Source organism: Arthrobacter sp. Sr33, from assembly GCF_054511195.1.
This window is the reverse complement of sequence record NZ_JBTNDD010000003.1, coordinates 205,010-228,229: the sequence shown is the minus strand read 5'-3', so window position 1 is coordinate 228,229 and position 23,220 is coordinate 205,010. Positions and strand designations below refer to the sequence as shown.

General features: G+C 64.5%; 19 protein-coding genes. 6 read left to right on the top strand and 13 right to left on the bottom strand.

Going from position 1 to position 23,220, the window contains the following annotated elements:
• Nucleotides 1-133: 133 nt before the first annotated feature.
• Genes ACX80T_RS06170 through galK form a run of 3 tightly spaced genes read left to right on the top strand, consistent with a single transcriptional unit; the run spans nt 134 to nt 3,248 of the window.
• Nucleotides 134-949 carry a DeoR/GlpR family DNA-binding transcription regulator gene (locus tag ACX80T_RS06170; RefSeq protein WP_019482204.1) on the top strand — a complete coding sequence of 272 codons (816 nt, stop codon included), beginning with the start codon at nt 134-136 and terminating at the stop codon, nt 947-949.
• Nucleotides 946-2,094 carry a galactose-1-phosphate uridylyltransferase gene (gene galT / locus ACX80T_RS06165; RefSeq protein WP_024477193.1) on the top strand — a complete coding sequence of 383 codons (1,149 nt, stop codon included), beginning with the start codon at nt 946-948 and terminating at the stop codon, nt 2,092-2,094. Before ACX80T_RS06170 ends, galT begins: the two co-directional genes overlap by 4 nt.
• Complete coding sequence (gene galK, locus ACX80T_RS06160; protein ID WP_459303991.1) at nt 2,091-3,248, top strand: galactokinase; 1,158 nt, start codon at nt 2,091-2,093, stop codon at nt 3,246-3,248. The genes galT and galK overlap by 4 nt, the downstream gene beginning before the upstream one ends.
• 66 nt (nt 3,249-3,314) lie before the next feature.
• Here the strand turns inward: galK and ACX80T_RS06155 are convergent, their stop codons facing one another.
• From ACX80T_RS06155 to ACX80T_RS06135, 5 genes are all read right to left on the bottom strand, one after another.
• Nucleotides 3,315-5,477, bottom strand: coding sequence for an alpha-galactosidase (locus tag ACX80T_RS06155; protein WP_459303989.1), 2,163 nt, complete (start codon nt 5,475-5,477; stop codon nt 3,315-3,317).
• Between the two features lie 23 nt (nt 5,478-5,500).
• The gene (locus ACX80T_RS06150; RefSeq protein WP_459303988.1) at nt 5,501-7,408 is read right to left on the bottom strand and encodes an alpha-amylase family protein; all 1,908 of its coding nucleotides are present in this window, start codon (nt 7,406-7,408) and stop codon (nt 5,501-5,503) included.
• A gap of 222 nt (nt 7,409-7,630) precedes the next feature.
• Nucleotides 7,631-8,578, bottom strand: a complete 948-nt coding sequence (locus ACX80T_RS06145; RefSeq protein WP_459303987.1) for a carbohydrate ABC transporter permease — start codon at nt 8,576-8,578, stop codon at nt 7,631-7,633.
• On the bottom strand, nt 8,575-9,570 hold the full coding sequence (locus ACX80T_RS06140) for a carbohydrate ABC transporter permease (protein WP_156808985.1): 996 nt from the start codon (nt 9,568-9,570) through the stop codon (nt 8,575-8,577). Before ACX80T_RS06140 ends, ACX80T_RS06145 begins: the two co-directional genes overlap by 4 nt.
• 83 nt (nt 9,571-9,653) lie before the next feature.
• A complete protein-coding gene (locus ACX80T_RS06135) occupies nt 9,654-10,967 on the bottom strand; it encodes an ABC transporter substrate-binding protein (RefSeq protein WP_459303986.1) in 1,314 nt (437 codons plus the stop codon).
• Between the two features lie 120 nt (nt 10,968-11,087).
• Between ACX80T_RS06135 and ACX80T_RS06130 the strand changes: the two genes are divergently transcribed.
• Nucleotides 11,088-12,341 (top strand): glycoside hydrolase family 32 protein, encoded by a 1,254-nt coding sequence (locus ACX80T_RS06130; RefSeq protein ID WP_459303985.1) that lies wholly within the window; start codon nt 11,088-11,090, stop codon nt 12,339-12,341.
• On the opposite strand, the gene ACX80T_RS06125 is transcribed toward ACX80T_RS06130, so the two are convergent.
• From ACX80T_RS06125 to ACX80T_RS06095, 7 genes are all read right to left on the bottom strand, one after another.
• Entirely contained in the window at nt 12,327-13,385 is a 1,059-nt protein-coding gene (locus ACX80T_RS06125) for a LacI family DNA-binding transcriptional regulator (RefSeq protein ID WP_459303984.1), read from the bottom strand. The two genes, ACX80T_RS06130 and ACX80T_RS06125, sit on opposite strands and share 15 nt — an antisense overlap.
• A gap of 159 nt (nt 13,386-13,544) precedes the next feature.
• A complete protein-coding gene (locus tag ACX80T_RS06120) occupies nt 13,545-13,841 on the bottom strand; it encodes a transcriptional regulator (RefSeq protein WP_019482195.1) in 297 nt (98 codons plus the stop codon).
• Complete coding sequence (locus ACX80T_RS06115; RefSeq protein WP_459303983.1) at nt 13,834-14,124, bottom strand: hypothetical protein; 291 nt, start codon at nt 14,122-14,124, stop codon at nt 13,834-13,836. Before ACX80T_RS06115 ends, ACX80T_RS06120 begins: the two co-directional genes overlap by 8 nt.
• A gap of 102 nt (nt 14,125-14,226) precedes the next feature.
• Nucleotides 14,227-15,378, bottom strand: a complete 1,152-nt coding sequence (locus ACX80T_RS06110; protein WP_459303982.1) for an MFS transporter — start codon at nt 15,376-15,378, stop codon at nt 14,227-14,229.
• Between the two features lie 64 nt (nt 15,379-15,442).
• Nucleotides 15,443-16,327 carry a tRNA (guanosine(46)-N7)-methyltransferase TrmB gene (trmB, locus tag ACX80T_RS06105; protein WP_019482192.1) on the bottom strand — a complete coding sequence of 295 codons (885 nt, stop codon included), beginning with the start codon at nt 16,325-16,327 and terminating at the stop codon, nt 15,443-15,445.
• A gap of 142 nt (nt 16,328-16,469) precedes the next feature.
• A complete protein-coding gene (locus ACX80T_RS06100) occupies nt 16,470-17,246 on the bottom strand; it encodes a type 1 glutamine amidotransferase domain-containing protein (RefSeq protein ID WP_459303981.1) in 777 nt (258 codons plus the stop codon).
• A 175-nt stretch (nt 17,247-17,421) separates the two neighbouring features.
• On the bottom strand, nt 17,422-18,660 hold the full coding sequence (locus ACX80T_RS06095; protein WP_459303980.1) for a M20 metallopeptidase family protein: 1,239 nt from the start codon (nt 18,658-18,660) through the stop codon (nt 17,422-17,424).
• A 304-nt stretch (nt 18,661-18,964) separates the two neighbouring features.
• Here ACX80T_RS06095 and ACX80T_RS06090 point away from each other — a divergent pair, with 304 nt between their 5' ends.
• The gene (locus ACX80T_RS06090) at nt 18,965-20,647 is read left to right on the top strand and encodes a DEAD/DEAH box helicase (RefSeq protein WP_459303979.1); all 1,683 of its coding nucleotides are present in this window, start codon (nt 18,965-18,967) and stop codon (nt 20,645-20,647) included.
• 134 nt (nt 20,648-20,781) lie between these two features.
• Complete coding sequence (locus ACX80T_RS06085) at nt 20,782-21,183, top strand: YccF domain-containing protein (protein ID WP_019482188.1); 402 nt, start codon at nt 20,782-20,784, stop codon at nt 21,181-21,183.
• Here ACX80T_RS06085 and ACX80T_RS06080 read toward each other — a convergent pair whose 3' ends face one another.
• Nucleotides 21,184-23,115, bottom strand: a complete 1,932-nt coding sequence (locus ACX80T_RS06080; protein ID WP_459303978.1) for a penicillin-binding transpeptidase domain-containing protein — start codon at nt 23,113-23,115, stop codon at nt 21,184-21,186.
• Between the last annotated feature and the right edge of the window lie 105 nt (nt 23,116-23,220).

The following is a 23,220-nucleotide window of genomic DNA, read 5'->3' as shown; positions in this document are numbered from 1 at the left end:
GGAAGCGCCTATTCCCTTCCCGTGTTCATCATGATAGATTTTGTTCGTTTCCGCGCGAACCCGTTCGCTTCTCGCAGTGTCGTGATCCGCTGATACGCAGTGCCAACGCGCCCACACAGCCGGTAGGAGGATCATGTTTGCAGCCGAGCGCCATGCCGCCATCCTCGACAGGCTCACCCGCCGGCCTGCGGTGCGGGTCAGCAAACTCGCGCTGGCCCTCGGCGTTTCGGAGATGACAATCCGCCGGGACATCGATGTCCTCGAAACGCGCGGGGCGCTCGTGCGCGTGCATGGCGGTGCCGTGCGTCCCGGCACGATCAGTGCGGTGGAGCCGGGGTTCGACGCCAACAGGATGCGTGGGAAGGAAGCGAAGCAGCAGATCGCGGCCATTGCGGTTTCCCTCCTTGCACCCGGCATGACCGTCTCCATCACGGGCGGCACCACGACCTTCGCTCTGGCCCCACTCCTGTTCCGCGTGCCTGGACTTACCGTCATCACGAACTCCCTTCCCCTGGCGGACGAACTGCACCGCTTGCATGGCGCAACCTCTGGCGACGGTGCACCGCGGGTCCTGCTTTCGGGGGGTCAGCTCACTCCGTCGAAGGCGCTCGTGGGACCCCTCGCCACGAACACGATCGCCTCCCTGCGCGCAGACCTGTGCTTCATGGGAGCGCACGGTGTGGACGCAGCCGCAGGTATCACCACCCCGAACCTCGCCGAGGCGGACACGAACAAGGCGTTCGCGCGCACCTGCGGCAGACTCGTCGTGCTCGCCGACGCCACGAAAATCGGCGTCGTGAGCCTCGCCGGAGTCGCTCCGCTGGACACGGCTTCGGCCCTGGTCACGGACCGGCAACCCGACAGCGAGTACGGGGCCCTCACCCGCATCCTCCGCGAACCCGTTCCCGACCCCCACCTGTTCGATCCTCATCTGGAAGAGCGCCCATGACCTCCATCACCCCTACCCGCCTGTCCGACGGGCGCGAACTGATCTACTTCGACGCGCACGAGGACAGCGCTGCGCGACACCGTGACGCAGCAGCTACCCGCGACACGCGTGGGCTGCCACCCCGCGGAGCCGCCGGTACCGCGCGCTTCGACGCACTGTCGGGCGAGTGGGTCGCCGTCGCCGCCCACCGCCAGTCGCGCACGCATCTGCCGCCCGCGGATCAGTGCCCGCTGTGCCCGACGACGCCGGCGAACCGCTCGGAGATCCCAGCCTCTGATTACGAGGTCGTCGTGTTCGAGAACCGCTTTTCCTCGTTTGGCCCCGATCTCGGCGGGCTTCCGGAGACGCCGGGCTGGGGCACGACGGCGACAGCGTCAGGACGGTGCGAGGTCGTGGCGTTTGACTCCGCGCACGAAGGATCCTTCGGCTCACTCAGCCCCGAGCGCGCCAGGACGGTCATCGACGCCTGGGCGCACCGCACCGAGGCGCTGTCCGCGATGCCCGGAATCAAACAGGTCTTCTGCTTCGAGAACCGTGGCGCCGATATCGGCGTGACACTGTTGCATCCGCACGGCCAGATCTACGCCTACCCGTTCATTCCGCCCCGGGCCGCGACCCTCGCGGCGCGGGCAGCGGCGTTCTTCGAAGCCTCGGGCGGGCGGCAGACCCTCATGGGCCATGCCCTGGCCGCCGAGCGGAGCGCCGGGGACCGCATGGTCCTCGAGGGAAAACACTTCAGCGCCTTCGTACCCTTCGCGGCACGGTGGCCCCTCGAGGTACACCTGGTACCCCACCGGCAGGTCGCCGATCTGGCGGGACTGACCGATGAGGAGCGGAACGAACTCACCACCGTCTACCTGGAGCTCCTTGGCAGGCTCGACGCCCTCTACCCCACCCCCACGCCGTACATCGCGGCATGGCAGCAGGCACCGATCGATGACGGGCTACGGCCCGCGAGCTACCTGCACCTCCAGCTGACCTCGCCCCGGCGGGCCGCCGACAAGTTGAAGTTCCTCGCTGGCTCCGAGGCCGCGATGGGCGCCTTCATCAATGACACCACCCCGGAAACCGTCGCGGAGGCACTCCGCCGCGCCACGCCCGCCACTAACGCTGCTGCCGTTTCAGCCCGGAAGGACCACGCATGACCTCCACCCCGCACGACCTCGCGGCGGCCTTTACCGACCGGTTCGGCACTGAACCCGATGGTCTGTGGGCAGCGCCGGGACGCGTCAACGTCATCGGTGAACACACCGACTACAACGAGGGTTTCGTCCTGCCCTTCGCCATCCGGCACTCGACGACGGTGGCGGCCGCTGTCCGCGGGGACCGGTGGGTGCGGGTCGCGTCCACCTTCGCCCCCGACGACGACGCCGTCACGGCCGACCTCGACGACTTGGCCGAAGGCGGTGTCGAGGGCTGGGCTGCGTATCCGCTCGGTGTCCTGTGGGCCTTCGAACAGTCGGGCTACCGCTGCCCCGGCATGGACCTCCTGGTCGACTCCTCCGTCCCCGTGGGAGCCGGGCTCTCCTCCTCCGCCGCACTGGAGTGTTCCGTCGCCGTCGCGGCAAACGAGCTCGCTCAGGCGGGGGCATCCCACCAGGAGCTTGCTGCTATTGGGCAACTGGCGGAGAACCGGATGGTGGGAGCGCCGACCGGCATCATGGACCAGTCGGCGTCACTGCTGGGCGAGGCCGGGTACGCCGTCTTCCTTGATTGCCGCTCCGGCGAGTCCCAGCTCGTCCCCCTCGACCTCGAGGCCGCCGGGCTGGAACTGCTGGTGATCGACACCCGCGTCAGCCACTCGCATTCCACCGGCGGGTACGCGGCGCGTCGCCGCTCCTGCGAACTCGGTGCCAAGCTGATGGGCGTTCCCGCTCTCCGGGATCTATCAGTCAAAGACCTGGCCGAAGCTGCCGGTGTCCTCGACGAGGAGACGTTCCGCCGGGTGCGCCACGTCGTGACGGAAAACGCGCGGGTTCAGGAAGCCGTCCGGCTCCTCACCCGCGAGGGACCCGCTGCGCTCGGCCCGCTGCTGGTGGCCAGTCACGCATCGATGCGGGACGACTTCGAGATTTCCTGTGCCGAACTGGACACGGCCGTTGACGCGGCCCTCGACGCCGGCGCACTGGGCGCCCGCATGACCGGCGGCGGCTTCGGCGGCGCGGCCATCGCGCTTGTAGCCGTCGACGATGTACCCACCATCCGGGCGGCCGTCGAGGATGCCTTCTCCGCTGCCCGTTTCCGGGCGCCGGTCATCTTCAGCGTCCTGCCCGGCGCAGGAGCCGCCCGCATCGCTTGACTGTCACCCCAGGCTTTCCTTGGGGCGAAGCCTGGGGTGAAGCCTGGGGTGAAGCGCCCGCCTGGTTCAGTCAGCTGCGCCAAGGCTTCCGGTCGCATGAAGTTCGATCAGGATGGACTGCTCGGGGAACAGGACGGGTGCCTGGATACCGACATGGGCGAGGCTGGCCCCGGTCAACTCCAGTGGCGTGCCGGTCAGAGCTGCTTCGGCCCAGGCCAGGGGTGACTGGCCGTTGCCCGGAAGGGACGTGTAAGGGCTGGCGAGCTGCAGCGTGTAGGAGCGGTCCGGGTCAAGGCCGGGGAAGGTGATTTTCCCCGGCGGGTAGGACGCGCTGGAGGCGGTGAGCGAGTAGGCGAACAGGGCCGCGGACTGGTCGGAGGCGACCGTTCCGCGCAGGTCCATCGCCGGATCCGGCAGGTCCGAGTGAACGACGATGCCGGTGTGGAGGATGTCCCGCCACCGGACGTGGAGGTCGATCCACCCCTTGAGGTGTGCTGTCTCCGTCGCGCTGAGTGTGGAGATATCCCATTCGATGCCGTAATGACCGAAGATCGCTGTCGCTGCCCGGAAGGGCAGGGTATGGGTTCGACCGGTGGAGTGGGAGGTCGGACCGCTGATGTGCATTCCCATGAGTTCGGGAGGTACCAGAAGTCCGGTGTACTTCTGGATGGTCAGCCGCTCAAGGGGATCGATGCAGTCGCTGGTCCAGATCCGGTCGGTTTGGTCGAGAACTCCGAGGTCCACGCGGGCTCCGCCGGAGGCACAGCTCTCGATCTCCAGCCCAGGGTGGCGGTCCTTGAGCGTGCGCATCAACCGGTACACGGCAGCGACGTTCTGATGGACGACCGCGTGACCGGTGGAAGCATCTGCGGCGTCGAGCAGGTCCCGGTTGTGGTCCCACTTGAGGTAGGAAATGTCGTGGGAACTCAGGATCGCGTCAATGCATTCCAGGATGTAGTCGTAGGCGGCCGGGTTCGCGAGGTTCAGGACCTGCTGCTGGCGGCCCGGGATCGGAAGCCTCCCCTCGGCCTGGATGATCCAGTCGGGGTGGTTCACAGCGAGCTTGGAGTCGAGGTTGATCATCTCTGGTTCGAACCAAAGCCCGAATTCCATGCCGAGGCCCCGGACGTGATCGATGAGCGGGGTGAGACCGTCGGGCCAGACCTCGGGGTCAACAAACCAGTCGCCCAGGCTGGAGGTGTCATCGCGGCGGCCATCGAACCAGCCGTCATCCAGGACGAACCGTTCCACGCCCAGGGCGGCTGCCTTGTCGGCAAGGCGGGTAAGGCGGTTGAGGTCGTGGTTGAAGTACACGGCCTCCCAGGTGTTGAGCGTGACGGGGCGGCGGGAGGAGGGGTGAGCGGGGCGGGAACGGACCTCGTCATGGAAGCGGGCGGACAGTTGGTTGAGGCCGTGCCCCCAGGACGCCATCATCAGCGGGGCTGTGTACGTCTCGCCTGGCGCGAGGACGATCTCTTCCGGGAGCAGCAGTTCCCCGGCGCTGAGGAATGCCTGGCCCGTCGGAGTCTTCTCGGCGCTGAGTTGATGATTCCCGCTCCAGGCCAGATGTATGGCGTGCACCAGACCTGTCTCGAATCCGAAGGACTGGGTGCCAGCGACCAGCACGAGGCTGGCGTCAGCGCCGGGTCGACCGCGCCGGCTTTCCCTGCGATAGCTTCCCTGGGTAAGCAGGTGGCGCTGGGGGCTCCGTTCGCGCAGATGCCGCCCCGTCGTATCCAGCACCTCGACCGCTGAATCGGGCAACGGCACGGATGCCAGCAGCGACCGTACCTCGTAGTCGGAGTCACCAGTGTTCGTCACCGACAGCTGTTGACGCAGAACACCGCCGGCGGTGAGGCTGATCGACCCGGTAGCGCGAAGACGGGCAACCTCATCGTCAGCGGTGAACACCACCTCCTGCCCGCCAGCAACCTCTGTCTGCTCGAGCGAAGCGTGGCGGAACGCGGGAAAGATATTCGCCCCCTGCCGGTGGCCGGTGAAACCTGGCGTGCCTTGCCAGCCAAACGCTTCCTGCGGAATGATCGACAGCTGGGCTGGGACATCGAGGCCCCCGGAGACGCGTTGCGGCACCAGAGATGCCGCAAGTGCTGAGAGCCGCTGCTCGTTCAAGGCTCCCAGGGACGGCCCCCAGTGCAGGATGGTCGGGACGCCGGGTCCGGAGGCGTCGATTACTACGCTGGTGTCCGCCGCTGATAAGTGGATAGGCATTGCACATTCTTTCAGAAAAGGGATCATGGGGTTCGATACCAGCGCACGTCGTGGGGTTCCAGGGTCAGGGGTGCGTGCAAGCGGCAGCGTTCGCCGGTGATGAGTTCCAGCGCGGTGTCGGGGAGACCCGAGAGGGTGTCAGCGGTGATCTTTTGCGGGGTGTCGGCGAAGTTACCGAAGACGACGACGGTCGAGGGTTCACCGTCGAGCAGGCCGGGGCGCTGGTAGCCGAGGACATGCGGGTTATTGGTGTTGAACGGGACGAGTTGTCCGCCGCCGAATTCTGGTGTCTGCTTCCGCACCTTGATGAGGTGTCTCAGCCGCGTGTAAATCGCCCCGGCGTCCGTGCCGGGGTCTGTTCGGGTCGCGTAGCGGTCTGCGGGGTAGGCGGGTCGGCCCACCCAGCGGCTGTCGCCGGCCTTGGCCGGATCCGCGAGGTAGGAGTAGTCGTTGAGTTGACCGACTTCGTCGCCCAGATAGAGCAGCGGGATACCGCCGGTGCTGAGGATGATCGAGTGGATGAGCAGGATACGTGCAACAGCGGCGGCGTCGTCGTCTGCTTCCAACCCGGCGAGGGATGCCGCGGTGCCGGAGATGCGGCAGTCCCCGGTACGCGGGTTGTCTTGGAAAGGGACTCCGCGGGCGAAGCTATCGGGGAACCGGTTGACGTAGAACGCGTTGAGGAACCGGCGGTGGTCATGCCCATTGACGCCGAGCTCGGCGGCCTCTTCGTCGGAGAAGGTCCAGCCGATGTCGTCGTGGCTGCGCACATAGTTGACCCACACTGTGCCCGCCGGGATGCTGTGCCGGCGTTCGAGGGCCTGGGCGAGCAGGGAGACCTCCCGGGTGGCGAGCGAGTTCCAAATGAGGGCCATCTGCAACGGGTTATAGCTGAGCTGGCACTCGCCCGGGTCGATGTACTGCACCACCTCGTCGGGGTGCACTATCGCCTCGGATTTGAACAGGAGGGATGGCGCGCCGAGTCGGCAAACCGCGTTGAAGGCCTGCAGCAGCAGGTGCGCCTCGGGCAGGCTCTCGCAGGTGGTGCCAAGCTGCTTCCAGATGAAGGCAACGGCGTCCATCCGGATGATGTCCACGCCCTGATTGGCGAGGTACAGCATCTCCCCGGCCATCGCCCGGAAGACGCGTGGGTTGCGGTAGTTGAGGTCCCATTGGAAGGAGTGAAAGGAAGCCCAAATCCATCGTCCGTCCTCGAGTTGGACGAACGACCCTGGGTGGTCATCGGGAAAGATCTCGCGGACGGTCCGCTCATAGGCGTCGGGCATCTCCCGGTCAGGGTAGATCAGATAGAAGTCTCTGTACTCCGGGTCCCCGGCGATGGCTTTGCGGGCCCAGGTGTGCTCGCTCGAGGTGTGGTTGAAGATGAAGTCGACCACGAGGGCGATGCCGCTGTCGCGCAGTTCCCGGGCGAGGGCCGCCAGATCGTCCATGGTGCCCAGCGCCGGATCGACGTCGCGGTAGCTGGAGACCGCATATCCTCCGTCGGAGTTCTCTGCCGGTGCCGCGAACAGTGGCATCAGGTGCAGGTAGGTCAAGCCGAGTTCGCGGAAGTAGGGGATCCGCTCGCGCAGGCCGGCGAGGTTCCCCGCGTAGAGGTCCACGTAACAAACACCACCGAGCATCCGGTGGGACTGGAACCAGTCCGGGGTCATGGCGCGGGAGGCGTCGATGCCCTTCAGATCCGCTGGGCGGTCCTGCCACGACGCGGCGGCGTCGAGTACCACCTGCAGCAGTTCGGCGTCCGCCGCCGGCCCGTAGATGCGGTGAAACAGCGATCGCAATCGGGAGAATTCCCGGTCGAACCGCGCCTCAAAGGACTGCCAGTCGGCATCCGACGTCGCAGGCCGCCGCGCGGACAGCAACTGTTTTTGGAAATGGTCATCAGGCAGCCCTGAAGCGGTGGTCGGCACAGTTCTCCTTATTACTCGGTGGCACCTGATGAGGATGCGCGCGGATGTACAGGCGGCCAGAAAATAATACAGCGACTCGCCCGGGGTAGGTCATCGGATGACGAAAGTCTGGCCGCACACTCCTCGATGCGGCCAGACTTTTCTGCGTCAACTGCGCTGCGGTTGCTGCGTTGAGTGCCTGCGGCTGGTCAAACCTAGCCCACGCGCTGCACCCGCGAGGATTTACTTCACGGACCCGGCCGTCAGTCCGCGGACGAAGAACCGTTGCAGTCCGAAGAAGATGAGCAGAGGCACGACGAGAGTGATGAAGGAACCTGCCGCGACGCGCTGCCAGCCCTGCCCGTATTGACCCAGGAGTGTGTACAGCCCCTGTGTCATCACGGCGTTATCTCCGCTTTGGATGAAGATGTAGGCGACGAGGAAGTCGTTCCACACCCAGAGGAACTGGAAGATTGCGAATGATGCCAGGGCTGGAACGGACATCGGGACGACCAGTTTCCAAAAAATCTGGAAGTGACTGGCCCCATCGATTTTGGCTGCTTCGATGAGTGAGTTGGGCAGGGTCTGCATGTAGTTTCGGAGCATGTAGATCGCCAGCGGCATCGCGAACGTTGCGTGCACGATCCACGCTGCCGGGTACTGACCGATGATCTGGATCCCGGTAATTTCGCCGAACCGGACGAACAGCTGGAGGACGGGGATGATGGCCAGCTGAACCGGAACGACCATCAGCCCCAGCACGATGCCGAAGTAGATTTCCTTACCGCGGAACTGAAAGAAGGTGAAGGCGTAGGCCGCCATCGCCGCGATCATGACCGGTAGCACGGTGGCAGGAACGGTAACGGCCACTGAGTTCCAGAACGTGGTTCCAACATCGAGAGCGGCCCACGCATCAACGAAGTTCTGTCCCGTCCACCCCTGGCCGAAAGGATCGACGAAGACAGTCCACCATCCGGTCGCGTCGACCCCGGCTTTGGTGCGGAAACTCGTGATGAGCAGTCCGAGCAAGGGGAAAAGCCAGATCAGGGCGATGGCCCCCATGATCAGGGTGGTGATGATGTGGGGCTTCTGCGCTTCGCCTGCTGCATTGAGGCGCCGCTTCTTCCGGTGGACATTGACGGTTGTTCGGCCTTTGGTTTCGTCGACGACCGGGGTAGGGATGAGAGTCATCGGAGTTCCTCCTGCGCCTTATAGCTGCGGATCTGATAAACGATGAGGGGGACCACAGCGATCATCAGGAGGATGACCACAGCGGCAGCCTTGCCGGGATTCTGGAAGCTGAAGAGCTGCGAGTAGAAGTCCACGGCAAGCACGCTGGTGTTGTACTGGCCTCCGGTCATTGCATAGATGATGTCGAAGATCTTCATGACGAAGATGACAACGGTGACGAAGACCGCCAGGATCGTGCCGCGAATCTGCGGGACAATGACGAGGAAAAAGGCGCGTCGTTCGCTGGCCCCGTCCAACCGGGCTGCTTCGATGGTTTCTTCAGGAACGGCCTTGATGGCAGCTGAGAGAAGCACCATGGCAAAGCCGGCATAAAGCCAGATAGCGATGCACATGATCAGGAAACTGTTGAGACGACCCGCGTCCAGGGTCAGCCAAGGCACCGGATCCTGATTGGTGAGGCCCGTCCAGATCGAGTTAAGCAGATAGATTTGCGGATTGCCGGGAGGGGCGTAGAAGTAGATGAACCTCCAGGTGACCGCGGCTGCGACGCCGCTGATGGCCATGGGCACAAAGATCATTGCCTTGAAGGTGGTCTCCCGGCGTTTCCCCAACTTGTCCGTGAGGATCGCAACGGCAAGACCGATCACAACCGTAGCTGCAGGGACAACGAGGACCCACAGCAGGTTGTTGAGCAGAACACCGAGAAACCCTGGGTCGGTCAGCAGCTCCTGGTAGTTCTGGAAACCTACGAAAGTGTCGCCCTCACCACGCCTCAGGCTGGTTTGGGTGAAGCTCTGCACGATGGTGCGCAGAGCCGGGTAGAGGAGAAATATTGCCACCAGCACGAAGACCGGGGCTAGGAAGACGTACGGCAGGAGCCGGGACTTCCACTTGTTGTTTGACTGCTCGACGAGCCAGTTCAGGCTCCAGAAGATCAGTAGTGATATGCCGAGTCCGAGGACCACGGAGATGAGTGCGCTGAAGATGGGCATCGCTTGGACCACCTGACGTTTCTACGAGGATGAGCCGAGGCGGCCGGGGACCAGATATCGGCCCCCGGCCGCTTGGGAGGTGGTTATCGGTCTGGCCAGGAGGCATCGATGGCGGTGAAGGCTTCCTCCATGGAGGATTGGCCTGAGAACCAGTTGGTCAGCTGGGTCCATTCGGTTCCTGCGCCAACTTCTCCGGGCATCTGGTCGGAGGCGTCGAAGCCGAAGACTGACGACTCGGCGAGGAGGTCTTGTGCCTTCTTCTGGAATTCCGAGGTGTAGTTCGAGGCATCGAAGTCACTGTGCGGGGAAAGGAAGATTGCCTGGCTGGCGTATCCATTGGTGCCGAAATCTTTGCCCACGAGGTACTCGATGACCTGCTTGGTTTCATCTGAGTCGGTGAACGCTCCGACGAGGTCTCCACCACCAAGCATCGCTGCATCGGTGCCTTCGGGGGAGGGGAGCTGGAAGAAGTCGATGTTGGACAGGTCGCCCGCTTCGATCTGGGATTTGATTTCATCGGGGAAGAAGTCAGAAATAAATGAACCCTGACGCATCATGAAGCACTGGCCGTTGTCCTTGCCATCAGCGAAGAGCTGGTTGCCGGCGGTTTGGAAGGATGTCGTCGCAGCAGCGGGACCGCCGCCGTTGATCTTTCCCTCTTCCAGCAGTTGGCTGGCCACCTTTTCGCCGGCCTGCTTCACGAGATCGCTGTCGAAGGTCACGTCGCCTGCAATCCAGGCGTTGTACTGCTCGAGGCCGCCGTAGCGCAGCACGTATTCTTCTAGCCAGTCTGTTGCAACCCAGCCGGTGGCAGCACCCGATTCCATCCCCACGCACCAGGGCGAACCGAGATCCTCATCGATGATGGTGGACTGCAGTTCGGTCAATTCCGCATCCGTGCTGGGGATGCTGAGGCCTGCTGCTTCGAAGGCACTCGGGTTGTACCAGACAAGTGACTTGACGTTGATGGAGTAGGGCAGCGCGTAGGTCTTCCCGTCAACCTGGGCGATAGTGCCCAGTCCGTTTGCCTGGTCGGCCGTAATCGCGGCGACGTCTATGCCAAGGTCCTCAAGCGCGTACAGGGTGTTGGTCTGGCTCTTGAGGACGCCGGGCTGGGGGTAGATCGCGATATCGGGTGGGTTTCCGGCACTGGCACGCGAGACGACGGCCGTCTGGAAGTCGGTGTTGCCGTCGTAGGTGACCTTGACGCCAGACGTTTCCGACCATTTGTCGAGATCCGCCTGGAACGCTGCGGCCTGCACATCGGTGAACGCGCCCAGAATCGTGATTTCTTTGGCGTCGCCACCGCCATCCTCGCCGCCGCCGCCGGAGCAACCGGTGAGGGCGAGCGCTATTGCGACAGTCAGTGAGCCGGCGATCTTATTAGGAAGCTTCATCGCTTCGTCCTTTCAATGACGAGTACTATAACCAAAACGTTTGGTGTTGAACGACTGTAACCAAAATCACACTGGAAGACAAAACGTTTTAGGTCTCAGGAACATAACGATTGGAGAACCATGGAACCTGCCCCTGCGCCGCCGCGTCCACAGTTTCATTTCACCTCGCAGGGGTGGATCAACGATCCCCATGCGATCACCTTCGCCAACGGCCGGTACCACCATTTCTTCCAGTATGTTCCTGGGCAAACGGCCTGGGGGCTGGGGTGTTCCTGGGGCCACGCCAGCGGCCCGGACCTGTTCTCCCTCGAGGAACTGAAGCCTGCCCTGGTGCCCGGGGAAGGAGACGACGGTGTCTGGTCCGGCTCGCTCATCATCGACGCAGCAGGAACCCCGACAATTTTCTATACGTCAGTGACCAGTGACCATCCGGCGCTGGGTGCGGTGCGGACGGCGACCCCCCTTGACGATGACTGGATTGAGTGGCAAAAGGGTCCTATCGTGCTGTCCCCGCCGGTGGTGGAGAGTCTGAGTGCTTTCCGGGATCCGTCCTTCATCCGCTCAGCTGACGGCTGGCACATGATTGTTGGTGCCGCCTTCGCGGATGGCCGGGCTGGCGCCCTGGGATATTCGTCCACTGACGGTGTCACCTGGCGCGAGGATGGCCCTGTACTCAGCCGTTCGACGAATGAAAACCGTCCGCTATGGAGCGGAGCCATGTGGGAGTGCCCCCAGATCGTGGAAATTGATGGGCAGCATGCGCTCATCGTCTCCGTGTGGGATGACGACGTCCTCGTCGACGTCGTCTACGCCCTCGGTAACTTCGCCGACGGCGCCTTCACCGTGCGCACCTGGCGGCGACTCAGCTACGGGCCCTCGCCGTACGCGGCAACAACGTTCCAGGACGCCGAGGGCAAGCCCTGCATGATGTTCTGGCTCCGTGAGATTGCCGGCACGGAGTGGATGGGTGCTCACTCGATTCCGTATCGCATTTCGATCGAGGATGATTCGTTGATGCTCACACCCCATCCCGATCTTGATAACTATCAAATCCCCGACAGACGTCGATCGGAGATATTACCTGGTTCGGCGTACGACATCCTCTGGCCTGCATCGGCTGAGAACCATTTCGAAATCAGGCAGGACCATGCCGCGGTGCTCTCCTTCGAGCGCGGTTCAACTCATCTCGCGGTCTGTTTGCAGAATGAGAAATACAGCTTCCCGTGGGCGGGCGACATTCGCATCATCGTCGACGGGCCCGTGGTCGAAGTTTGTTCGCGGGCCGGCGTGTTCGCCGCACCGATGGCGGCGCTGGAGAAGTCATGGACCATTGTGGGTGCAGACGTGACGGTGTATCGGCTAGCGCGGGAATAGGTCCCCGACGCGAGGCGCTGAAATCGACTCTCGGGTCACCAGCTTGCCCGGCAGCCGGGTCTCCAACGGGGCAGCGGGTCGCTCCGATGTCATCTCCGCCAGCGCCGCATCAACTGCCCACCTCCCCATGCCGTAATGGGGTAACTCGACAGTTGTCAGGCCCGGCTGTAGCGCCGCGGCGACCGGCTCGAAATTGTCCACGGAGATGAAGGAAAGATCCGCGGGGATACTCACACCCATTCTCATGGCCGCCTGATACACGCCCATCGCCATCGGATCGTTGAAACAGAACACAGCGGTGACATCTTGGGAAGCCGACTCGATCATGTGCGTGAAGGCGACACGGCCTGATTCCGAGGTGCCGGTATCCTGGCCGGTAAAGACCCTGGGCTGCAGGCCGGCGTCGCGCATCGCCGCCTCGTACCCCGTTGCCCGCCCGGTTTTGCCGCGCCCGGCCCCGGTGACCGTGAGGTGAGCGATGGCAGTGTGGCCAGCGGACAGGAGGGTTTCGGTAGCCAGCCGACCGATCTGCTCCTCATCGGGAACCACTGAGCGAAGCTCCCCGCGGCTGTCGGTAGTGTCCACCAGCACCGACGGGATTCGATCAAGCTCCGGAGGTAATTCGCTGGAATCCTCATGGAACATTCGTGCATAGACGACAGCGTCAATCTGGGCGGCCAGGAGCGCGGCAAGTTGTTTTGATTCAATGTCACTATCGCGATTTGAGTTCACGACCACCAGAAGCTGGCCGCGCTCTGACGCGGCATCCTGGGCGCCAAGGACAACACCGGTGGCAAACGGTGTAGTAGCAATGTCGTCGGATACCAGGCCGACGATTTGTGAACGCCTGCTCCTCAACCCGCTGGCCATCCGGTTCGGGGCATAGCCCAGTTCGCGGGAGACCTCCAGCACGCGCTTCCGGGTGGATTCAGCAACCTTGCCCCTGCCGCTCAAGGCGTGAGAGACGGTCGTGATCGACACGGAGGCCGCTCGAGCAACATCCTCGATTCCGACAGGCTTGACGAAAGCATCACTAGACGCCACGGTTGCTCCCCTCAATGCGCTTCGTACAGATCACTGTAGACCAAAACGTTTACCGTGAGACCTGTGCCACACGCCAGCCGGCAATTCCCAACCGGTATTGCCGCTGGTATTCCACCCGCGCGTCAGGAAAAGCGGGTCACTGTGACTCCTGTCGAATGATCAGGAGAGTCCTGCGAGGAGGTCCTGCAGGGCCTTCCGGTAGTCGGCAAAAGCCGCCTTACCCTTGACGGTGATAGCGACATAGGTGGCGGGAGTGCGCCCCTCAATGGTCTTGGTGATCTCCACATACCCCGCCTCCTCGAGCTTGCGCAGGTGGGTCGACAGATTGCCCGCTGTCATGTCCAGGATCTTGCGCAGCTTGGTGAAGGCAATGCGGTCCCGCTCGCCGACTTCGTTGAGAGTGGTGATGGCTCGCAGGCGGGCCTCGGCATGGATGATGGGGTCCAGCTCAGGCATGGGTCTGCTGCCTTTGCTGACGACAGCGGACAGTTTCCACCGCGGCGCCCGCCAGGAAGACGCAGAAGATGGCTAGCGCGGGCTCATGACTGAGCGGTAGCCAGCCGAAGCGGGAGCCATGCAGGGTGCCGAAACCCAGCAGCCAGGAAAGCCCCCAGACCAGATACAGCAGGGCTTCATTGCCGCGGAGCTCACGACGAGCAGTGTCTTCGGCGCTCTTCACCACGCGAAGAGCGTTGTGGAGATCGAGCGGCTGATCGCCGTCGGGTGCTTGAGTAATCATTTGGTTCCCCTTGGTCTGGACTACGCGCTAACCGATTATGCAAACTAGGTTGTCACGCAAACCAGTCTGTGCGCAAGAGGGGGGGCGGGATGATCTGGTGGGCTAGTGGTTTGGCGCGCCGCGGAGGGTCGACGCCGCGAGCAGGCCGGCAACGACCGCCAGCGCGCTGGCAAAGAGAACAACGCCAGCCCAGCCAAAACCGCCGAAGAAGAATCCCCCGATCCAGCCAATCAGGCTGGAACCGGCGTAGTAGAAGAAGTTGTAGAGGCTCGACGCCTGGGCGCTGCCCAGCGCAGCAAGTCGTGGCGTCCACCCGGCAGCCACCGCGTGAACGGTGAAGAACCCGCCCGTGAAAATCACCAGACCTACGACAATCAGGGGCAGCGAATCGGTGAGCGTGATCAGCAGGCCGATGACTATCACCGGGATCCCGGCCAGCATCACCCGAAGCCGGCCAAACCGGACGGCCAGGGTTCCGGCCACCCGGGAGGTGACGGTTCCGGCCAGGTAGGCGAGGAACAGCAGGCTGATCACCGCGACGGGGAGGCCGAACGGCGGGAGCTCAAGCCGGAAGCCGAGGTAGTTGTACACCGCGACGAACCCGCCCATCAGCAAAAATCCCTGGGCATAGAGGCCGAGCTGCCTCGGCGACCTGAGGTTGTGGACGATCCGTTCAGACAGCTTCGGTCCGATCCCCCTGACCACGGGGGTGAATCGCCGCGGCGCGGGGGCCAGCCACACGAAGGCCACGGCCGCCAGCGCTGCCATGAGGCTTGCGGCCAGTACACCGGCGCGCCAATCGAACAGGTCCGCCACCGGGCCCGCCACCAGCCGCCCGGACAGCCCACCGATGGTGGTCCCCGCAACATACGTCCCCGCGGCGACGGCGGCGTGTAACCGCTGCACCTCCTCGTTGAGGTACACCAGGGCGATGGCGGGGATGCCGCCGAGCGCTGTGCCCTCCAGGAACCGCAGCGCCAGCATCAGCTCAAAGGTGGGTGCCAGGGGAACCAGCAGCCCGAAGGCGACGGCGGCGCTGATGGCCCAGGTCATGGTGCGTTTGCGGCCTGCCCGGTCGGCTACCCAGGACCAGGGGATGACCGCCAGTGCGAGGCCGATGGTGGCGGCAGACACGGTGAGAGCTGCCTGCGCCGCCGAGATGGAGAAGCCGTCGGCGATGCTCGTGAGCACGCTCTGCACCGAGTACAGCTGGGAAAAGGTAGCCACTCCGGCGAAGAACAGGGCCCAGAGCATCCGGTTATACGCTCGGCTCCCTTTTGCATGACCGTCCCACGTCGCGGGCGGGGTCATCGCTCGCCTAAACCCGACGGTAGGTCAGGTCAAAGATCATCCGGCCGGCCTCGTGGGCCTTGTTCTCGAAGCTGGTGAGGATTCGGCCGTCAAAGCGGGGGGCCCACCCGCCGCGGGTGTCGATTCCCTCATTGACTCCGGTGTTTCCGGTGCTGACGGGGTCTTTCCCTTCCCTGACCGGGGCTCCGCCGACCACCAGTTCCACCCCGCTTTCCCACACCTGGGTGAGGGGGCTGTCCGCGCCGGTGCGTTCGCCGTCGTGCGCGTTGGTGAAATCATCTGACGCGTCCAGGACGTCGCGCATCTGCACGGCGTAGTCGGACCAGTCGGTTGCCAGCCGCCAGAGGCCGCCCGGTGCGAGCACTCGTGCCGCGACGTCGGCGAAGTCCGCTTTGACCAGGCGGCGCTTCCGGTGGCGGGTTTTGTGCCAGGGGTCGGGAAAGAATACCCAGAGTTCGCTGACGGATCCTTCCGGCAGCATGGTGGCGAGGGCCTCGGCAGCGTTGGCCTGCGCGATCCGAACGTTGGTGAGCCCCTTCTGCTCGATCCGCAGCAGGGTCTGGGCGAGGCCCGGTTTGTAGACTTCCAGCGCCAGGAAGTTGAAGTCCGGCTGCAGCTCGGCGGCGTGGGTGATCGCTTCGCCGAGGCCCGAACCGACTTCGACGACGAGGGGTGCGTCACGGTCGAACTCGGCTGCGGCGTCGAACCGGTACTCGGGATCCACTGAAGTGTCGGCCATGGTGCTGCGTGGGACGTCGACCACGAAGCCGTCGAGTTCCGCCCACGCCTGGCGGCGCCGGCCTTGGAGGCGCGATCCCCTCCGGACGAAGGAAACCGGCTGGGACAGGTGCTGCTCGGCTGGTGGAGTGGGGGCTGCTGGGTTAGTGCTCATTGTTCTAAGCGTATCCAAGCGAACGAAACGCGCCCGCAGTGAGTGTCAGAACGACCCCGCACAAGCGGGTCAATCCAACACTCTCAGCAGGCGCGTCCTAGAAAACGCGGCCCCAGGAAAGCGGGGCCCCAAATGAGGGAGCCTAGTGGTCCGACTCGGCTGCCGCGGCCGCTGCCGCCTTCTCGGCGTCCTTCTCGGCCCGCAGAGCCTCGGACTCGTCCTGCTCTTCGGCCTTCTCCTGGTGGATGACCTCCGCGAGGAGCTTCTCCATCTCCTTGGCAACCCCACCGGCGGAGGCCGGGTTCTGGCCGGTCACCAGACGCTCGTCGACAATGACCTTCTCCTCGAAGACACCAGCCGAAACATGGGTGGCACCCTGCTCCTCAAGGCGGTCAGCAAGGAAGAACGGAATGATCTTGTCCTTGTCGGCGGCGACTTCCTCATCGTTGGTGAACGCCGCAACGCGCTTGCCTTCGATCAGGCGCAGGCCATTCTCCAGCTCTACGTTCAGCAGGCCGGCGGGGCCGTGGCAAACGGCTCCGACCACTCCGCCAGCGTTGTACACGCTGGCAACAAGCTTCTGCAGACCCTCGCTGTCCGGGAAGTCCCACATGGTGCCGTGCCCGCCGACCAGGTAAACGGCGTCGTACTGCGAAGGATCAACGACGTCGACCCGTGCCGTGTTGTACAGGCCGGCCTTGGTGGTCTCGTCCTCGGTGAAGGCCACCTGGATCGGGTCGGATGTGTCGACCTCGTCGCGGGGCGGGACGCCACCCTTGATGGAAGCGAAGTCAACGAAGTGACCCGAATCCTTGAAAACCTTCCATGGGTGAGCAGCCTCGGCCACGTTGTAGCCGGTCTTCTCGCCGGTGTCGCCGAGTTCGGAAACGCTGGTCAGTACAAGTAGGACTTTTTTCATTGAGTGCTCCTCTAGTCGTTATTTCCACCCTAGGCGAGGAGCACTGGCAGCGCACCTCGCGCCGGGCGGTGCACCCGGCCGGCCAGCGCTGCAGGAACCGGCCAGCGCCGCAGATTCCGGCAGCCGCGGTAGTCATATTGGGCGCGGCTGCCGGTATCTGCAGCGGAGGCCTCAGTCAGCTCACGACGGCGGCCAGTTCGGCGATCCGCGCCAGCGCCAGCTGCGTGTACAGGGCTGCACCGTCGCCCAGCACATTGTCGTCGAACGTCGCATACGGAGAATGGTTGAAAGCACTCTTCAGCGGATCGGAGCCGGGCGTCGCCGCGGACAGGAAGACGAAACTGCCCGGTACCGCTGCCAGGATCCGCGAGAAGTCCTCCGATCCGCTCAGCGGCTGGGCCATTCTGCTGTACCGTTCCGAGCCAAACAGGTCGGCGACGACCGATTCCGCCCGCACCGTCTCGTCGTCGTCGGTGACGGTCAACGGATATTCGGTCGAGTAGTCAACGGTCACCTCAACCCCGTGGGCGGCGGCAATGCCCGCCAGAAGCCGCGGGATCACGTGCTGCAGCTTTTCCCGGTTTGCCTCCGAGAACGTCCTGACCGTCGCCTCAAACATGGCCGACTCGGGGATCACATTGCGTTTGGTGCCGGCCCTGAGCACCCCAACGGTCACCACCACCGGATCGAACATGTTGAACTGCCGGGTAATCATCACCTGCAGGGCGGTCACCATCTCCGCTGCGGCGGTGATGGGATCCTTCGCCAGATGCGGGGCGGAGCCGTGCCCGCCGGCTCCATGCACGGTCACCGAGAGCCCATCCGACGCCGACATCAGCGTGCCGGGGCGCGTCGCCAACCGGCCATTGGATTCCAGCGCCGACATGACGTGCAGCCCATATGCGGCGTCGGGCAGCCGCCCGGCCACCTCGAGCACTCCCTCGCGGATCATCACCCCTGCGCCGTCGAACCCTTCCTCTCCCGGCTGGAACATGAGGACGACGTCGCCGGCGAGTTGAGCCCGACGCTCGGCCAGGAGGGTGGCGGCACCGGCGAGCATCGAGGTGTGCAGGTCGTGGCCGCACGCATGCATGGCCCCGTCAATAGTCGAGGTGTACCCCACTCCCGTCTGCTCCTGGACGGGCAGGGCATCCATGTCTCCGCGCAGGAGGACCACCGGCTTGTCGGCTGACGAGTAGGCGCCCTGGCCACGGAGCACAGCGGTCACCGAGGTGGTGTCCCGGCCCAGGGTGATTTCGTAGGGCAGGCCGTCAAGAGCCTCGAGCACCTTCTCCTGGGTGCGGGGCAGCTGCAGGCCGATCTCCGGCTCCTGGTGCAGACGGTGGCGCAGGCGCACCAGGTCGTCCTGGATGCCGTGAGCTTCGGCGAGTACCGTCTCAGCGGAGTGTGTCATGGGTCCCCCGATAGCTGTGGTGTCAGTCACTTCCACCCACAGTCCACGGCCAAACCGCCCCCAAGGCAAATTCAGGACAGCTTTCGCTGATAGAGTTGGGGTACTTGTCTGCGTGTCGGCTCGGTTGGGATCACTTCAACTGTGCTGGAAAACGATCGCAGCTTGCGTCGATGAACGCATTCTTTTGTCCCGCATTTGAGCTCCCAACATTGTGAGCGCGGTTGACACTGTCTGACTTTTCTTCGGCGAACCCCTCGCGTCAACCGATTCGTGGGGAAGATGAGAAGAAAGTTCGTGTACCTACATGACTACTTTTGCTGCACTCGGTGTGCCCAAGGCTCTGGTCCAAACCCTTACTGCCCAGGGAATCACCGAACCGTTCCCCATCCAGGTCAAAACCCTGCCGGACACCCTGGCTGGCCGCGACGTGCTTGGCCGTGGCCGCACCGGCTCCGGTAAGACCCTCGCCTTCGCGCTGCCCATGGTGGCCCGGCTCGCCGAGCAGGAAGCCGCCTACCGCCGGAAGCCCGGTCGCCCCCTGGCCCTGGTCCTCGCCCCGACCCGCGAGCTCGCCACCCAGATCAACGCCACCATTGAGCCGCTGGCCACAGTGCTCGGGCTGAACACCACGGTCATCTACGGCGGTGTCTCCCAGGCCCGCCAGGAGAAGGCGCTCCGCGCCGGCGTCGACATCGTCATCGCCTGCCCCGGCCGTCTTGAGGACCTGATGCGCCAGAAGCTCATCACCCTCGACGCCGTGGAAATCACCGTCCTGGATGAGGCCGACCACATGGCTGACCTGGGCTTCCTTCCCGTCGTGAAGAAGCTCCTGGACACCACGCCCAAGGAAGGGCAGCGCCTGCTGTTCTCGGCCACCCTGGACAACGGCGTGGACAAGCTCGTGCAGCGGTACCTGACCAACCCCTTGACCCACTCGGTCGATGACCCCCAGGCCTCGGTGACCACCATGGAGCACCACGTGCTGCTGGTCGGCGACCAGACCCAGAAGAAGCAGCTGATCGTTCAGCTCGCCTCAGGGAGCGGACGTCGTCTGCTCTTCATGCGTACCAAGCACCACGCCCGTAAACTGGCCAAGACCCTGACCGATGCCGGCATCCCGGCCGTCGATCTGCACGGCAACCTGTCGCAGAACGCCCGTGACCGGAACCTCGCCGAGTTCTCCTCCGGCGACGTGCGCGTTCTGGTCGCCACCGACGTCGCCGCCCGCGGTGTGCACGTGGACGACGTCGAACTGGTGGTCCACGTGGACCCACCCACCGAACACAAGGCATACCTGCACCGCTCGGGCCGTACCGCCCGCGCCGGTTCGTCAGGGACCGTCGTCACGATCACCCTGCCGGAGCAGAAGTCCGAGGTGCAGAAGCTGATGCGCGCCGCAGGCGTTGACGTCGCCTTCGAGAACGTGAAAGCCACCTCACCGCTGGTCGGCAAGCTGATCGGTGATGTCGCGGAGAAGATTGACCCCCGCACCCGGGCGTCGTTGGTCGCATCCCGCGAGGCACAGCGTGGGGGCGGTGCCTCCACTGGAGCCAATGCCCAGCGCAAGCGCCGCGGCACGGCAGCACCGTCAACGGGTGGCCGCGGTGGACGTGGTGGACGCGGACGCGTTGCAGCCGAGCCAGGTAACCGGTCAGACCGCCGGCAGGATCAGCCCCGCGGAGCCCGCTTCGGCGGCCAGACCGGCGCTTCGGCTGGCGCAACCACCGGCGGCGCACGCCGTCGCGACGACGACCGTCCAGCCGGTTCAGGCAACGGTGGCGGTAACCGCACCCGTCGTCCCGCCAGTGGCGCCCGGGCAGCCGACGTCGCTCCGCAGGGCAAGTCCGCTCACCGCTCCAGCACATCAGGGGCCAAGCAGGAGCCAGGCAACCAGCGCAACCACACCCCGTCGACCGGTGCCGGACGTCGCCCGTCAGGGCCGCGCCGTGCCACTGCACCTGCATCAAACGATCGCCGCAGCAACTAGCTGGCAGCCCTAGCTGGTAGACGCTGAACCGTCGACAAACAAACAGTGCCCTTCCCCATGCAGGAGGGGCACTGTTCGTTTGTCGGGAGGGCCGCCCATGGACCCAACGTGCGCAATGAAGGAAGATTGAAACCATGAACGCAATACTGAACGTCATCTGGCTGATTTTCGGCGGCATCTGGCTAGCCCTGGGATACGTCCTCGCCGGTGTGATTTGCTGCCTGCTGATCGTGACCATCCCCTTCGGCATTGCATCCTTCAGGATCGCCGCCTACGCCATCTGGCCCTTCGGCCGCACGATAGTGGACCGGGGCGGCCGAGCATCAACCCTGTCGACGCTCGGCAACGTCATCTGGATTGTTGTCGCTGGCATCTGGCTGGCCATCGGGCACGTCCTGACCGCCATTCCCATGTTTATGAGCATCATTGGGATCCCGCTCGGCATCGCGAACCTGAAGATGATCCCGGTTTCGCTGACACCGCTTGGCAAGGAAATCGTCGAGACGCGCGGTACCAGGGTCCCGCAGCTCCGCTAGCTACTCCGCGGCGCCGCGCAGGAAAGCAGCCATCAGCGGCCCGCCGGATGTAGAGCCCAGGTCGCCTTCCTCCACGAACACCGCGACCGCGAGGTCACCCTGCAACGCAACGATCCACGCGTGGGTCCGCGGTGGGTCCTCGTTACCAAACTCGGCGGTACCGGTCTTGGCGAGCACCGGATCGCCCGGCACATCGGCCAGCACCGTGGCGCCGCCTTCGGCCACGACGGCGGCCATCAGGGTTTGCAGCGTTCCCGCCTCCTCGACGGTGAGTGCACCGGGCGTCCCCGCCGGCGACGGCGACGAGTTGGCCCCGGTGATATCCCCGGCCGGATCGGCGGCGAGCAGGGTCGGGGTAACACGCTCACCTGCCCCCACGCTCGCGGTCATGACGGCGAGGGCCAGGGGCGAAACGAGGACCTCCCCCTGGCCGATCATCGACGCAGCGTGGGCGGTGCCTTCTGCAGTTTCGGGCACCGAACCGAAGAACGCTGGAATACCGATCGACGCTTCGACCCCCACGCCGAGATCTGCAGCGGCGGCCGCCAGTTTTTCCTGCGAAACAACGTCGCGGGTGGCAATGAAACCGGTGTTACAGGACTGGGCGAAGGTCTGCAACAGCGGGATATCGCCAAGGAACGCTGCAGGGTAAGTGCTGGCGTTGTTGAAGGACCGGCCATCGACCACCAGTTCCTCGGTGCACTGGGTGGAAGATTCCGGGGTAAACCCTTCGCGGAGCAAGGCCAGCGAGGTGGCAACCTTGAACGTCGACCCGGGGGCGTACTGACCCAACAGTGCGGTCTGCAAACCGGCACTGCCGGGGCCATTGGCGACCGTGAGGATCTCACCGGTGGAGGGACGCATTGCAACGATTGCCGACGCCGACGGTTCCTCCTCAAGCACCTCTTCGGCAAGGGCCTGCAGCGACTGATCAACGGTAATGTTCAGGGGCTCACCAGCCACCGGATCCTTCTCGAAGAGGGGCCGGGCTTCGACGCCGTCGGCCGGCTCAGCGGGGGTCGCCGTGATGGTCAGGCCGGGGGTGCCGGCCAGCTGGTCATTGTGCTGCAGCTGCAGGCCGGACAACCCGGTGACGTCCCCGGCTTCCAGCTCGGCGCCGGACTGCTCAATCAGCTCCGCGCTGGCCTGGCCCACCGACCCCAGCAGCTCCCTGGCGAAGGTACGGGTGGGGGCGAGGGCAAGTTCGTCAGGGAGGGCCAGGACGCCGGGAACGGCGTCGAGCTCGTCATCCGTTATGGTGCGTGAGGCGTCATCGCGCAGGACAATCGCCTCCACGAAAGCCTCCGGGCCCGCCCCCTCCACCTGGCTGGTGAAGGCCGATGGGTCCACTCCGACAAGGTCGGCGAGGTCCTGCGCGGATCCTGCGAGCTGCTCTTCCTCGAGCTGGGTTTTGTCGAGACCGATGCGGAGGACCGGACGGTCAGTCACGAGCACCTCACCGTCGGCGCCGAGGATGTCACCGCGGGCCGCCGGGACCGACGAGGTCGCCAATACTTCGCCGGCAGCCAACCCCTCAACTGCGACAGCCGGATCCCAGACCACCTGCCACACGTCGTCGGTTCGCGACAGCTCGACGGTGGTGGAGTAGGTCCAGTCCTCATCGCTTTCATCCACATCCCACACGTGGTTTAACTGCGCGGTGGCCTGGTCTTCGGAAGCGGACTCCACCTCGCCGACGGAGACCGACGGCGTCAGCGGGTCGAGGGCGGCGGTGATGGCGGCAAGGTCCGCATTGACCGTCTCCACCGACCCGGTCGTGAACGCGGAGCCGGCGACATCGAGGGTGCTGAGGCCTTCGGCGAAGGCGGCGGCGGCGTCGTTCGCTGTCGGACGGTCATCGGTGCAGGCGGTGAGACCGAGGGCAAGCGCTGCAACGGCCAGGACAGCTGTGTGACGTGTGAAGTTCCCCATTGAGTCATTATTACGTACCCGCGGAGTCGTCGAGGTCCCACCGGCAGTCACATTCGAATGACACTGCGGTCGAAGTGCCGGGGAGCACCCGACCAGAGGTTAGAG

Bases quoted from the DNA above. Each gene is read 5' to 3' on its own strand.
- ACX80T_RS06170 (WP_019482204.1), top strand. From the start codon at position 134: ATGTTTGCAGCCGAGCGCCATGCCGCCATCCTCGACAGGCTCACCCGC.
- galT (WP_024477193.1), top strand. From the start codon at position 946: ATGACCTCCATCACCCCTACCCGCCTGTCCGACGGGCGCGAACTGATC.
- galK (WP_459303991.1), top strand. From the start codon at position 2,091: ATGACCTCCACCCCGCACGACCTCGCGGCGGCCTTTACCGACCGGTTC.
- ACX80T_RS06155 (WP_459303989.1), bottom strand. From the start codon at position 5,477: ATGCCTATCCACTTATCAGCGGCGGACACCAGCGTAGTAATCGACGCC.
- ACX80T_RS06145 (WP_459303987.1), bottom strand. From the start codon at position 8,578: ATGACTCTCATCCCTACCCCGGTCGTCGACGAAACCAAAGGCCGAACA.
- ACX80T_RS06140 (WP_156808985.1), bottom strand. From the start codon at position 9,570: ATGCCCATCTTCAGCGCACTCATCTCCGTGGTCCTCGGACTCGGCATA.
- ACX80T_RS06135 (WP_459303986.1), bottom strand. From the start codon at position 10,967: ATGAAGCTTCCTAATAAGATCGCCGGCTCACTGACTGTCGCAATAGCG.
- ACX80T_RS06130 (WP_459303985.1), top strand. From the start codon at position 11,088: ATGGAACCTGCCCCTGCGCCGCCGCGTCCACAGTTTCATTTCACCTCG.
- ACX80T_RS06120 (WP_019482195.1), bottom strand. From the start codon at position 13,841: ATGCCTGAGCTGGACCCCATCATCCATGCCGAGGCCCGCCTGCGAGCC.
- ACX80T_RS06115 (WP_459303983.1), bottom strand. From the start codon at position 14,124: ATGATTACTCAAGCACCCGACGGCGATCAGCCGCTCGATCTCCACAAC.
- ACX80T_RS06110 (WP_459303982.1), bottom strand. From the start codon at position 15,378: ATGCTCTGGGCCCTGTTCTTCGCCGGAGTGGCTACCTTTTCCCAGCTG.
- trmB (WP_019482192.1), bottom strand. From the start codon at position 16,327: ATGAGCACTAACCCAGCAGCCCCCACTCCACCAGCCGAGCAGCACCTG.
- ACX80T_RS06100 (WP_459303981.1), bottom strand. From the start codon at position 17,246: ATGAAAAAAGTCCTACTTGTACTGACCAGCGTTTCCGAACTCGGCGAC.
- ACX80T_RS06095 (WP_459303980.1), bottom strand. From the start codon at position 18,660: ATGACACACTCCGCTGAGACGGTACTCGCCGAAGCTCACGGCATCCAG.
- ACX80T_RS06090 (WP_459303979.1), top strand. From the start codon at position 18,965: ATGACTACTTTTGCTGCACTCGGTGTGCCCAAGGCTCTGGTCCAAACC.
- ACX80T_RS06085 (WP_019482188.1), top strand. From the start codon at position 20,782: ATGAACGCAATACTGAACGTCATCTGGCTGATTTTCGGCGGCATCTGG.
- ACX80T_RS06080 (WP_459303978.1), bottom strand. From the start codon at position 23,115: ATGGGGAACTTCACACGTCACACAGCTGTCCTGGCCGTTGCAGCGCTT.